This window comes from Clostridium sp. C8-1-8 (genome assembly GCF_009928445.1).
Classification (GTDB): Bacteria; Bacillota; Clostridia; order Clostridiales; family Clostridiaceae; genus Clostridium_AR.
This window is the reverse complement of sequence record NZ_JAABNO010000006.1, coordinates 55,756-68,601: the sequence shown is the minus strand read 5'-3', so window position 1 is coordinate 68,601 and position 12,846 is coordinate 55,756. Positions and strand designations below refer to the sequence as shown.

Here is a 12,846-nt window from a genome sequence, read left to right as displayed (position 1 = left end):
TTTTGTAAAGACAAACATTCTTAAAAGATATATGATTACTGATGTATTACCTTAATTATGTTATATTTTTTAATTGCTACAGATGAATAAAAGTTATATTATATAAGAGTTGCTAGATATAACAATTTGGAGGAAATTTAAATGAGTGTAATAAAAAATTATTTTTATAATACGGTATATCAAGTTTTAATTTTAATAATTCCATTACTTACTATGCCGTATCTTACAAGAATATTTACGCCAGGTCAATTAGGATTAAATTCATATACATTATCAATTGTTAATTATTTTATGTTAATTGGTACCTTGGGAATGCAGATTTATGGTAATAGACAGATTGCTTTTGTTAGAGATGATAAGGAAAAGCTTAGAAGATATTTTTGGAGTTTATATGTTACTCAAGGCATAACTAGCTTACTTGCTTTAATAGCCTATTATGTATTTGTAGGAACATTTGTTAATCAAGATAAGTTTGTATATATTATCCAAGGGCTTAATATGTTAACGGTGTTTTTTGATATATCTTGGTTATTCATGGGACTAGAAGATTTTAAGAAAGTTGTAATAAGAAATTCTATTGCTAAGTTATTGGGCTTAGTAAGTATATTTGTTTTTGTAAGAAGCTCAGATGATTTAGTATTGTACATACTATTGACTATAATAATAAATGGAATAAGCTTTTTAACTATGTGGATATATGTACCTAAAAATATTGGTAAGATTGTGGTTGATATAGATATAATAAAAAAGACAATTAAGCCTTTAATAAGTCTGTTTTTGCCTCAAATTGCATCACAAGTTTATATGTTGCTATCAAGAACTTTAGTTGGAGTTCTATCAACTAATGAACAGGTAGCTTTTTATGATTACTCCCAGAAGATTGTAAGGGTTATTCTTTCTTTGATATCTTCTATAGGTATAGTTATGCTTCCTATGATATCCAATATAATAAGTAAAGGAAGAAGAGAAGAAGTAAATAAGATTGTAGAGCAAGCTTTTAAGATTGTTTCATATGTAGCTTTTCCAATGGCTTTTGGAGTGATGGCTATATCTAAAATATTAGTATCCTGGTTTTTAGGAAAGGACTATAGTTCTGTTGGAGGATTAATTGCTATTAGTTCAATTATAATAATCGCAGTTAGCTGGGCAAATATTATTGGTGTTCAGTATCTAATTGGTACTAAACAGGAGAATAAATATACTCAATCTGTTGTTATTGCAGCAGTCATCAATTTTATCATGAATCTAATAGTAATACCTAAGTTTGGAGCTCTAGGAGCTGTTGTAGCTATTATTGTAGCAGAATTTGTAGGATCAATTGTTCAATTAGTATTGACAAGAAAGCAATTACCAGTGCTAAAAATGGTACTTGCTACATGGAAGTTCCTCGTTGGATCAATAGTGATGTGCATAGTAGTCATGAAGGTAGGGGATTTTATTAATAAGGCAATTTTGGCTAATATAATTCAAGTTATAGTTGGTGGTGTAATATATATTGCTATGATGTTTATACTTAAGGATGATACCCAAATTATAATAATTGAAAAAATAAAAGCTATTTTACTTAAAAAGAGAGTTAGCGATGTTCCAAATATATAACTTATAAATATTAAAAAATATATTGTTACAGAATTTGATTAAATTAGATTTTTTAAAAAAACTTATAATTTTATTTGAATTGACAATAAATAGTTGGCTAAATTGTATAAACAAACTATAGATTGGATTATTTTTATGGACAATTAATATATATGTATATATAATAATATAAAAGTAACCCATGTAGTGACTTATTATTTTATGTTAATTTTTAGTCATATCTTATTTAACTAAATACGTATTACGTTTAAAATTAATATTATTTATTTTCCATAGGAAGATTTAATGATATAATCATATTTGAGTCGTTCTTAAGATGATATCTTGTCTTTTTGCTAATATATCATAAGAGAATGACATATTTGTTTTTTTAGTTTTATTATTAAACAAATTATACTAATTATTTTGCTATTTATAAGTTATTAGCAAATTAGGAGGATTTATATGCAAATGTCAGACAACCTAGATATACCAAAGAATACTGATAGTGAGGAAATAAACTCTAAGCTATATTACATAGTATTAAAAAGAATATTTGACATTTTGTTATCTTTAATTGGGTTGTTAATTTTGTCGCCTATATTTATTTTATTGTTCATAATAATAAAGATAGACTCAAAAGGTCCGGTATTTTTCTCTCACACTAGATTAGGAAAAAGTGGAAACAACATTAAAGTTTATAAATTTAGGACTATGGTTAGTAATGCGGAAGAGGTCTTTAATAACTTTACAGAAGAGCAAAAGAGAGAGTTTGAAATCAATTTTAAGCTTGACAATGACCCTAGGATAACAAAAGTAGGTAACTTTCTAAGAAAAACAAGTTTAGATGAATTGCCACAACTTCTAAATATACTTTTAGGTGATATGAGTATTGTTGGACCAAGACCTATAGTTAAGAAAGAAATTGAAAAGTATGGTGAATATGCTGGGAAGTTATTTTCTGTGACTCCTGGACTTACTGGGTATTGGCAGGCTAATGGTAGAAGTGATACTACCTATGAAGAAAGAGTTAAAATGGATATGTATTATATTGATAATAGATCATTATTTTTAGATTTTAAAATAATTATAAAAACCTTTGTTTCTGTTTTAAGAAAAGAAGGGGCTATATAAATTAAACTTGGAAGGTTTTATTATGAAAGAAAAAATTAACGTAATAATTGATGCCAGGATGGTTGACGAGAAGCTTCATGGGATAGCTAGGTATACGTATGAATTAATTGTTAATTCTATTAAGCTTGACAAGCTGAACTATACTCTTCTAGTTAATGATATGGAGATTGCTAAGAAGCTTTTTGGAAGTTTTAATGATATAGATTTTATTTTAATGAAGAATAAATTTCTTTCTATTGGGGAGCAGATTGAGCTTCCTAAAATTTTGAATAGGTATAGGGGGAAGGCTATATTTCATTCGCCATCCTTTGTGGCGAGCCCTTTTATAAAAACAGATATGGTAATGACTATACATGATCTTAATCATGTAAGATTGCCACAGTTTTATTCGCCTTTTCATAAATATTACTATAAATATATAGTTAGAACTTCAGCTAAGAAAAGTAAATGCATTTTAACTGTATCAGAGTTCTCTAAGAAAGAAATTTTGTCCTGGGTAGACTTAGAGCCTAGCGATGTGGTAGTTACCTATAATGGGATTGGTGATAAGTTTAGAATTATAGAAGAAGAAGATGTTTTAAGTAGAGTGAGACTTAAATATAAACTTCCTGAGAAGTTCGTGCTTTATGTTGGTAACTTAAAACCTCACAAAAATGTAGAAACATTAGTAAAGGCTGTTAAATACATAAAGAGTGATGAAACTTTAAAATTAATTATAGGTGGTAGCCCTAATGAAGGACTAACAAAGTTAATAAAAGACAATAATTTATTTGATAGAGTGCAATTTATAGGATTTATAGATGAGAAGGACTTATCTGTGATATATAATCTTGCATTGATGTTTGTGTTTCCTTCGTTGTATGAAGGATTTGGACTGCCGCCGCTTGAAGCAATGGCTTGTGGATGTCCAGCAATAGTGGCTAATACATCTTCTTTACCAGAAGTATTAGGAGAAGAAGGCTTAACCTTTAAATCTGAGGATGAACAGGATCTAGCAAATAAGATCGATTATCTATTGGGGGATGAGGATAGGTATAATAAATATGTTAGCTATGGAATAGAAAGAGCAAAATATTTTAATTGGGATAAACTTGTTAATGAAACCGTATTTGAATATGAGAAGATATGGATGGATATTAAGAGTTGAAGCTAGTTTATAATATTATGTAATTAATCATTTCTATGCGGAACTATTATTCTTAGACAATACTTTAAGAGGGAGAAGATGGGTATGATTTGTGCTTTAATAATGGCCGGGGGAAAAGGAACTAGATTTTGGCCTCTTTCAACAGAAGATAGGCCCAAACAGTTCTTAGAGTTATTAGGAAATGAAACGATGATACAAATGACTGTAAACAGGATTAAAAAATTGATTCCTATGGAAAGAATCTTTATTTCTACCGGTGAAAAATATATAGATTTAGTTAAGGAACAGTTGCCAGAAATATGTGAGAAAAATATTATAGTTGAGCCAGAAGGAAGAAATACGGCGCCTTGTATAGCTCTTTCATCTCTTGTAATAAGTAGGTATTATGAGGATGCAAATATAGTAGTTTTACCATCAGATCATTTAATAGAAGAAGAAGCTAACTTTATCGATACTATAAATATAGCCTCTAACTTTTTAGATGAGAGAGAAGATGCAATTGTTACTTTGGGTATGGAGCCTAGTAGAGCTGAAACTGGTTATGGATACATAAAGGTAGGAAATGAATTTTTTAATTGTGATTATAGAAGAATATTTAAAGTAGAGTCTTTTGTAGAGAAACCAAACTATGAAAAAGCTGAAAGATATCTCCGAGAAGGTAATTACTTGTGGAATGGTGGAATGTTTTTGTGGAAAGCTAAGAATATAATTAGTCTGGTACAAAAATACCTTCCATTTACATATGATGCCTTAAAAGAAGTACCAATACTTGAGGAAGAAAAACTTCAGAAATATATAGACAATAACTATCATAAGACTGATAATATATCTGTAGATTATGCTATAATGGAAAGGTATGACAGGATATATGTTATACCGTGTAATTTCGGATGGGATGATGTTGGAAACTGGACTAGTATAGACAGATACTCAGATAAAGATATAAATGGTAATGTATTTAATGCCAGTGGATATCCATTTAAGTCAAACAATAATATAGTACTAACAAAGAAAAAGATATTATTGAATGGAATAAATGATTTAATAATTGTAGAAACAGATGAACATATAATGATTTCATCAAAGAAAAATGAGCAAGAAATTAAGATTGCTAAAGAGCATTTAGAATAATGAGGTGTAATTTATGAACGTAGCATTGGTGCACGAGTGGCTTACGAATATGGCAGGTTCAGAAAGAGTTGTTGTTAACTTCAAAGAATTGTATAAAGAGGCTCCTATATACACCACCATGTACAATCCAGAAAACTTAGACGAAGAATTACAAAAAATAGATGTAAGAACTTCTTTTCTTCAAAAGAAGGTGAAAAACGGTCATCAAAGATATCTTCCATTCATGCCAATGGCCTTTGAAAGTTTTGATTTGAATGAATATGATATAGTTTTGAGCAGCAGTTCATCATGCGCAAAAGGAGTTATTACTAACCCTAATACGATGCATGTGTGTTATTGTCATACGCCTATGAGGTATGCTTGGGAATTCTATTATGAATATGCAGATAAAACTAGCATGAAAAAAATTAAAAAGGTATTTTTGAAATATTTTATGAATTATATGAGAATGTGGGATAAACTTGCATCTGATAGAGTAGATTATTTTATTGCTAATTCAGAAAATGTTGCAAAGCGTATTTGGAAACATTATAGAAGAGAGTCTGTAGTTATACATCCGCCTGTAAGATGTAAGCTTTTCAATATCGTAGATGAAGATGAAGATTATTTCTTAATTCTATCTAGACTTGTTCCATATAAGAGAATAGATTTGGCAGTAAAGGCTTTCAATGAGTTGGGGCTACCATTAGTTATAATTGGAGATGGCGAGGAAAGAGATAAGCTAGAGGCTATTGCTAAAGATAATATTAAATTTTTAGGAAGGCAGTCTGATGAGGTTATTAAGGATTATTATGCAAAGTGCAGGGCATTTGTTTTCCCTGGAGAAGAAGACTTTGGAATAACACCATTAGAAGCTCAAGCTTGTGGAAGGCCAGTTATAGCATATGGCAGAGGGGGAGCACTAGAAACTGTTGTAGATGGAAAGACTGGATTATTCTTTGAGGAGCAAAGTACTGAATCCTTGGTTGAAGCGGTTAAGAGGTTCGAGAAACTAAGCTTTGATAAGCAGGAAATAAGAACACATGCAGAAACCTTTGATGAAGAGATTTTTAAGAAAAAGATAGAAGAATTCATAAATACTAAGTATAAGGAATTCAAGGACGCTTCCCACTGGAAAGTTATAAGATAAAACCTAAAGGAGTTGGTGATTGAATTGGAATACTTCGTTAATTTTATGAATTATTCAACTATAGCTGTAAAATCATTGATGATAGCTGATATATTAATTTTTTTAACATATCTAGTTTATAAGTATATAAAGAATAAATATATATTTTCACCTTTTAATATATTCATTTTTATATCATCAGTGGCGTTGCTTTTTATTTCTATGCTTCAATACAATAATAAAGCATGGGAGGCTCTTGGAAGCTTCAATTCAACTTACTATATAGATTATTTAAATCAATGTATGGTAATTAATAGTATTGGCTTTGCTATATTTATATTGACTATGGCATTGTTTGAGCTGTTCTACAAAAAGGAAATTTCCTTAAAAGCAATTGAAAAGGATAATCTTATTAAACATAGGATTATAGTTAAGTTTTATATACTTTGCTTGATATTATGGGTGGCTCTTATAGTGAAAGTTTGGGCTATTCCGCTGTTTGGCAACAGAATGATCTTTGATTCATCTGATAATAACAAGATTAGGCCAATTTACTTGGCTTTGAATATAATTATTTTTACTCTAGCGCAGTATATGTTTATTAGATATTTAAAGTCTAAGGAGAAATATTTAATTGGTCTATCGATTCTTGGTGTAATTGTAGTTCTACTTGTAGGAAGTAGAGGACCTTTTGTAGATATAATAGTTAACCTTACACTATTCTATATATATTCTAATAAAGATAGATTTAGAAAGCCAAACCTAATGATAATTTCTGCCTTGGCACTTACATTAGTGCTTGGAATAGGTATGCTTTTTGTAAGACATGGCAATAAAATCGATAAAAACTTTGAAGAAAAAATGCAGCAGGAAATAATGTATGGAAATACCTTCTCTGATATAAGAGATGGAGCATTTATACTATACAATTATGATCAGAAACATTTTGAAGGATTTTTAAATGGTAAGAACTATCTAGCTGATACAATGTCTTTTGTTCCATCGGCCTTATCTGAGTATAGACAAAAGTGGTCTTGGGGGAACTTTACAGCAAAGACTCTTGTAGGATATGAGGACCATTATGGATTAAGAGGAGGACTATTTCTTCAACCATATCTAAACTTTGGCTGGTTTGGTGTAGTTCTTATAGCTATAATAGCAGGAATTATATATGGTTTAAGTGAAAGATCTTTTTATAGAAATATATTTGAAAATAAGGGAAGTTTCGAGTTTAAGTTCATTTTAGCAACCTGTGGGATAACATTTGCTAAGGCTATATTTATTTCTTCTGGTTTCCATGATGTATATCCACTTTTGGTACTTTCTTTTATAGTTTTACTTCCTAAGAAGTTTGTAGGTATAGCTGAGAGATATAAGCTATAATATAGGAGGATTATATGGAAGAAGCATTAATATATATAGTGTTATTGAACTACAATGGAGCCAGAGATACTCTGGACTGTATAGAAAGTCTTAAAAAGATTAAATATAAAAATTATAAGATAGTAATTGTTGACAATAAATCTACTGATGACTCTGAGGAAGTAATTAGGAGAGCAGTTGGAGAACAATATGTTGTTCTCCAATCTGGTAAAAATGGTGGATTTGCAGAAGGTAACAACTTGGGAATAGAGCATGCATTGAAGGCTGGAGCTGAGTATATACTTCTTATAAATACCGATACCTTGGTTGAACCGGATTTCCTAACTGAGATGGCTAATACTTTTAGTACAGATTCAAGTATAGGTATTGTTGGAAGTCAAATAAATTACTACCCAGAAACCGATAAAATTTGGTTTGGCGGCGGTAAAATAAAATGGGATAGATTTTCTGGTGCTCATGAGCAACAAGGGGAAGCTGATTCTGGTAGCAAGGAAATAAGGCAAATTGACTTTATGACTGGATGCTGCATGCTTATAAAGAGAGAAATATTTGAAAAGGTTGGATTTTTACCAAAGGAATATTTCATGTATTTAGAAGACTTGGATTTTTGTATTGCCTTGGCTGAAAAGAAATACAAGATTATGTATAATCCTAATGCTAAGATATACCACAAGGTTAGTGCTTCTACTGGTGGAGAAGAATCTGCATTTTCTGTTAAGTATGGAAATAGAAATAGGGTTATATTGATGAATAAATATTCTTATAAGCTTGGAAGAATGGGATTCTTAAAAGCTAGAAGCTTTTTTTATTTATCTAGGCTAATAAAATATTTCAAGTATATTATGAGCGGTGATAAGGAAAGAGCAACAGCAATGGTAGAAGGTCTTAAACAAGGAAGAGATTATGTTAAATTTAACTAAATCTCTTCTAATTTTATTGAATGGGTGATTATTTTGGATAAAGTATGTACTATTATAGTAACTTATAATATAGCTGAAGATATATTTAAATGTTTAGATGCTATAAAAACACAGGTTGATGAGGTCGTTATCGTAGATAATGGGTCAAATAGTAAAACTTTAGAGGTTCTTGACTCGATAAAAGATTCTAATGTTAAAGTTATTAATAATAAGGTTAACTTAGGTATAGCAGCAGCATTAAATATAGGTGTTGAGTATGCCATTGAAAAGGGCTACCCTTGGGTAATCACTTTAGACCATGACAGTGAAGCAGAAAAAAATATGGTTGCAAATATGTTTGAAATATATAATTCTATTCCAGAAAGTGAAAGAGAAAATGTTGTATCTATTTTTCCGACATATGTAGAGAAGGGTTATATAAATGGCAATGATATAAGCAAAGCAAACTACACTCAGAGTAAAGAATTCGTATACATAAATGAGGAAATAACCTCTGGCAATTTAGTAAAGACCAGTGTATTTACCGCAGTAGGAAAGTTTGAGGAAAAATTATTTATAGATTACGTTGATCATGATTTTTGTCTAAGATTAATTGAACATGGATATAAGCTTATACAATGTAAGAATGCAATTCTATTTCATTCATTAGGAGTATCTAAAGAAAGATATATATTAGGTAAGAGAATAGAATATACAAATCATTCACCTTTAAGAAGATATTATATAACAAGAAATAGATTTTATGTATGGAGCAAGTATAATAATGTTGATAAAGAGTATATTGACACTGATAAAGCTTGTTTTAGAAATGAGACAATTAAAATTATACTTTTTGAGGCTAATAAAATACAAAAGATTAGGATGATTATCAAAGGCGCCAGAGATTTTAGAAGAAATACTTTTGGAAGCTTTAAGGCATAAGAGTTTTTGTGTTAAACTAGATATTTTAGTAGGTAGTATTTAAAAATAACCACTTGCACTTGAAAAGATTATTGGATGTAAAAAAGCTGCTGTAACGATTTGTTAGCAGCTTTTTTATTTTAATTTATATGAAAACAATATAAAAATTTGGCTTCAAAGAGTGAAGAGTAAAAAACATGTCTCCTGTCAGAGCTTTCTCATATACATTCGGAAAGGCATATGGGAAAAAAATATTGATATATAAATTTGTATATTAATTTGTTGTCGTGTAGAGATGTGAATATTAGTATTAATATGTAGAAATATATATTTAAGTTGCAATCTATAAAAAAAATGTGTAAAATATAATTGTTAATATTATGTTAAATATTTAATTGTATTAAATATTTTATAGAATATATTACGATAATATAATAGACGCTGGTTTATGGAGGTGTAAAATATTAATGGATGAACTTAAGCTATATAGGTGCACTATAGTTGGAGAAACTGATAAGCATTTCATTGGAAAAGATGTATTGGATAACAAGTTATTAATAGCTAAGAATAAAAATACAAGAAAGTTTAAGATAGGTACCAATGACACATTTTATGCCTCCATAAAAAAAGAAGGATTAGTGGTAAAGAAGGAAATATTATACCCTATAAGTTCCGCCGAGTATGAAGATTTAGTAACTAAAAATCATGTGAATTTTATTGATGAAGATATATTAGAGAGATTAAAAAACATATAGTATTGCAAAGTTTATGGCATACTATAGTGTATGTATATAACATCTATTACATAGAAAACAGCTTCCAAAAATTAATTTGGAGGCTGTTTTAAATTTATTTTAAAAGTATATATTTTGATTGGTTTTGGATAATTTATATATAATCTTTTTCTAGAATGCGGTTTACTAGAATGCTATTTCTAGTATTTTATATACATCATCTCTATCTAAGCTTTTTAGAGAACCTAGAGGGCCTTGTTTAGCTACAGTGTCAGCTATAAAGTCTAAATCCTTTTTAGCTACTCCAACCTCTTTAAGTGTTATAGGAGCGCCTATCTCCTTATAGAAGGCTCTTAAGGCTTCTATTGCGTTTAATCCCTTTTCTTCAATAGATCCTTCAGTGATTCCAAATATATTTTCTCCAAATCTTGCAAACTTTTCTGGCCAGCAGCTATGAACATACTTCATCCAAGCAGGCATAACTATCGCAAGTCCAGAACCATGAGCTATATCATTAAATACACTTACACCATGCTCTATTCCATGGGATGACCAATCTCCTCTTCTACCTACTCCGTTAATTCCGTTAAGAGCTAAAGTTGCAGACCAAGCTAGCTCGCTTCTTGAATCATAGTTTGATGGATCGTTTATAAGAACTCTTGTATGTTTCATTATTGTTCTTATTATACCTTCAGAAAGCTCATCTTCCATATCTGTATTAGAAGTTCCACCAAAATAAGCTTCAAATACGTGGCTTAGTCCATCTACAGCTCCATTGACTGTTTGAATTGTAGGAAGTGTTGCTTGAACAGTGGGATCTAGTATAGATACTTTAGGGAATAGTAATGGAGAACCAAAGCCCCATTTCTTACCTTCAGCTTCGTTTGTTATTACTCCACCGTTGTTCATTTCGGAACCAGTGGCTGATATAGTAAGTACAGGGAATATAGGTAAGGCTTTAGTTACTTGTGCTTTACCTTCAAATATATCCCATACATCTCCTTCGTAGAAAGTACCAGCAGCTATTGCTTTTGCTGAGTCAACTACGCTTCCGCCTCCTACAGCAACTATACCATCGAGATTGTTTTCTCTAACCACTTGGATTGCTTCATGCACCTTTGAAAGTACAGGATTAGGTTTAACACCGGATACTTCTACAAATTCAATGTTGTTTTCTTTAAGAGATGCAACTACTGTATCATATACCCCATTCTTAAATATTGAGTTCTTGCCGTATAAAAATAAAACTTTCTTAATACCAAAGCTCTTAACATGGCCTCCAATAGTCTTTATAGTATCTTTACCAAAAACTAATTTTGTAGGATTGTAGTAATTAAAGTTTAACATCTTATGCCTCCTCTTGAGTTATAATAAAATTTAGATTAATATCTATATTTTAGAACATTAAGGTTAACATATACAATAGGGATATGAAAAAAATATATTTTTTTATAGTTTCTATAATTTTTTTAGTAACTAGTAATATAATAGAATGAACTTACAAAAGGTTACAATAATATAAATTGATTTGAGCAAAACAAATTGTTATATTTTTGCCATTGTGTTAAAATATTATGGTAAATCTATTAATTGGAGGAGTTAAAGATGAAAGTTAGAAAAGCTATTATTCCTGCTGCTGGACTTGGAACTAGATTTTTACCGGCTACAAAGGCACAACCTAAAGAAATGCTTCCCATAGTTGATAAGCCAACAATTCAATATATAATAGAAGAAGCTGTTGCTTCTGGAATAGAAGAGATACTTATAATAACTGGAAGAAATAAAAAATGTATAGAAGATCATTTTGACAAATCTGTTGAACTTGAAGTTGAGTTGGAGAAGTCTGGTAAGAGTGAACTTCTTGAACTGGTAAGAGACATAACTGATTTAGTAGATATTCATTATATAAGACAAAAAGAGCCTAAGGGGTTAGGTCATGCTATTCACTGTGCAAAAGCCTTTGTTGGTAAAGAACCTTTTGCGGTCCTTCTTGGGGATGATGTGGTTTACAATGATGGAAAACCTTGTCTAAAGCAACTTATGGATTGCTATAGTGAGTATAACACTACAATTTTGGGTGTTCAAGAGGTTGCTCATGAGAATGTTAATAAGTATGGTATAGTAAATGGAATTCATATAGAAGATAGAGTATATAAAGTAAAGGATTTAGTGGAGAAACCTTCAGTAGATGAGGCTCCAAGTAATGTTGCTATACTTGGTAGATATATAATAACTCCTGCTATATTTGATATACTTGAGAATACTAACCCAGGAAAAGGTGGAGAGATACAGCTAACAGATGCTCTTAAGACATTAATAAAGCAAGAAGCTATGTATGCATATAACTTTGAAGGAAATAGATATGATGTTGGAGACAAATTAGGATTCCTACAAGCTACTGTTGAGTATGCACTTAGAAGAGATGATTTAAGAGAAACTTTCACAGAATACCTTAACAGCAGACCTTGGGAAAACTCTTAAAATTTAACATAGGCATATAGAAATAGGGGTTATTAGTATGTACCACTTTAATTGAAAACATATTTTAAATGCTCTCATAAATTTAATGGGAACTACATGAAATATGAGCTTTTATTAGGTGATATATAAATATACTCCTATTTTTTACTGCTAATCAGTTTTAAGAAGCTTCCTGATTTATGTTTCGTACATATATAAGCTTAAATCACAAAAAGTTCACATAATAATCTCATAGTTTTTAACAAATTTATATATATAATAGACTTAGAATTTGCCTACGTTTAATTTTAGCACAGTATCCTGACAGAGCCTAGAATTTAAATTTAATTT

The 12,846-nt window shown here is 30.1% G+C and carries 11 protein-coding genes; 10 read left to right on the top strand and 1 reads right to left on the bottom strand.

Features of this window, described 5'->3' with window-relative positions; all coding sequences use genetic code 11:
- The first annotated feature begins 141 nt into the window (after nucleotides 1–141).
- From GXK57_RS08380 to GXK57_RS08340, 9 genes are all read left to right on the top strand, one after another.
- Nucleotides 142–1,599 (top strand): flippase, encoded by a 1,458-nt coding sequence (locus GXK57_RS08380; RefSeq protein WP_160674315.1) that lies wholly within the window; start codon nucleotides 142–144, stop codon nucleotides 1,597–1,599.
- Nucleotides 1,600–2,049: 450 nt separating this feature from the next.
- Nucleotides 2,050–2,712 (top strand): sugar transferase, encoded by a 663-nt coding sequence (locus tag GXK57_RS08375; RefSeq protein ID WP_160674671.1) that lies wholly within the window; start codon nucleotides 2,050–2,052, stop codon nucleotides 2,710–2,712.
- Between the two features lie 22 nt (nucleotides 2,713–2,734).
- The gene (locus tag GXK57_RS08370) at nucleotides 2,735–3,859 is read left to right on the top strand and encodes a glycosyltransferase family 1 protein (RefSeq protein WP_160674312.1); all 1,125 of its coding nucleotides are present in this window, start codon (nucleotides 2,735–2,737) and stop codon (nucleotides 3,857–3,859) included.
- Between the two features lie 84 nt (nucleotides 3,860–3,943).
- Entirely contained in the window at nucleotides 3,944–4,990 is a 1,047-nt protein-coding gene (locus GXK57_RS08365; protein WP_160674668.1) for a mannose-1-phosphate guanylyltransferase, read from the top strand.
- A 13-nt stretch (nucleotides 4,991–5,003) separates the two neighbouring features.
- The gene (locus GXK57_RS08360) at nucleotides 5,004–6,119 is read left to right on the top strand and encodes a glycosyltransferase family 4 protein (protein ID WP_160674309.1); all 1,116 of its coding nucleotides are present in this window, start codon (nucleotides 5,004–5,006) and stop codon (nucleotides 6,117–6,119) included.
- 24 nt (nucleotides 6,120–6,143) lie between these two features.
- A complete protein-coding gene (locus GXK57_RS08355; RefSeq protein WP_160674306.1) occupies nucleotides 6,144–7,481 on the top strand; it encodes an O-antigen polymerase in 1,338 nt (445 codons plus the stop codon).
- 14 nt (nucleotides 7,482–7,495) lie between these two features.
- Nucleotides 7,496–8,401 (top strand): glycosyltransferase family 2 protein, encoded by a 906-nt coding sequence (locus GXK57_RS08350; protein ID WP_160674303.1) that lies wholly within the window; start codon nucleotides 7,496–7,498, stop codon nucleotides 8,399–8,401.
- Nucleotides 8,402–8,434: 33 nt separating this feature from the next.
- Complete coding sequence (locus GXK57_RS08345; RefSeq protein WP_160674300.1) at nucleotides 8,435–9,322, top strand: glycosyltransferase family 2 protein; 888 nt, start codon at nucleotides 8,435–8,437, stop codon at nucleotides 9,320–9,322.
- A gap of 446 nt (nucleotides 9,323–9,768) precedes the next feature.
- Nucleotides 9,769–10,056 (top strand): hypothetical protein, encoded by a 288-nt coding sequence (locus tag GXK57_RS08340; RefSeq protein ID WP_160674297.1) that lies wholly within the window; start codon nucleotides 9,769–9,771, stop codon nucleotides 10,054–10,056.
- A gap of 165 nt (nucleotides 10,057–10,221) precedes the next feature.
- Here the strand turns inward: GXK57_RS08340 and GXK57_RS08335 are convergent, their stop codons facing one another.
- Nucleotides 10,222–11,382 (bottom strand): iron-containing alcohol dehydrogenase, encoded by a 1,161-nt coding sequence (locus GXK57_RS08335; protein ID WP_160674294.1) that lies wholly within the window; start codon nucleotides 11,380–11,382, stop codon nucleotides 10,222–10,224.
- A gap of 258 nt (nucleotides 11,383–11,640) precedes the next feature.
- Here GXK57_RS08335 and galU point away from each other — a divergent pair, with 258 nt between their 5' ends.
- Entirely contained in the window at nucleotides 11,641–12,516 is an 876-nt protein-coding gene (galU, locus tag GXK57_RS08330; protein WP_160674291.1) for a UTP--glucose-1-phosphate uridylyltransferase GalU, read from the top strand.
- The last annotated feature ends 330 nt before the right edge of the window (nucleotides 12,517–12,846 follow it).

Excerpts from the sequence above, each read along its gene's own strand:
- GXK57_RS08380 (WP_160674315.1), top strand. The coding sequence starts at position 142 with ATGAGTGTAATAAAAAATTATTTTTATAATACGGTATATCAAGTTTTA.
- GXK57_RS08375 (WP_160674671.1), top strand. The coding sequence starts at position 2,050 with ATGTCAGACAACCTAGATATACCAAAGAATACTGATAGTGAGGAAATA.
- GXK57_RS08370 (WP_160674312.1), top strand. The coding sequence starts at position 2,735 with ATGAAAGAAAAAATTAACGTAATAATTGATGCCAGGATGGTTGACGAG.
- GXK57_RS08365 (WP_160674668.1), top strand. The coding sequence starts at position 3,944 with ATGATTTGTGCTTTAATAATGGCCGGGGGAAAAGGAACTAGATTTTGG.
- GXK57_RS08360 (WP_160674309.1), top strand. The coding sequence starts at position 5,004 with ATGAACGTAGCATTGGTGCACGAGTGGCTTACGAATATGGCAGGTTCA.
- GXK57_RS08350 (WP_160674303.1), top strand. The coding sequence starts at position 7,496 with ATGGAAGAAGCATTAATATATATAGTGTTATTGAACTACAATGGAGCC.
- GXK57_RS08340 (WP_160674297.1), top strand. The coding sequence starts at position 9,769 with ATGGATGAACTTAAGCTATATAGGTGCACTATAGTTGGAGAAACTGAT.
- GXK57_RS08335 (WP_160674294.1), bottom strand. The coding sequence starts at position 11,382 with ATGTTAAACTTTAATTACTACAATCCTACAAAATTAGTTTTTGGTAAA.
- galU (WP_160674291.1), top strand. The coding sequence starts at position 11,641 with ATGAAAGTTAGAAAAGCTATTATTCCTGCTGCTGGACTTGGAACTAGA.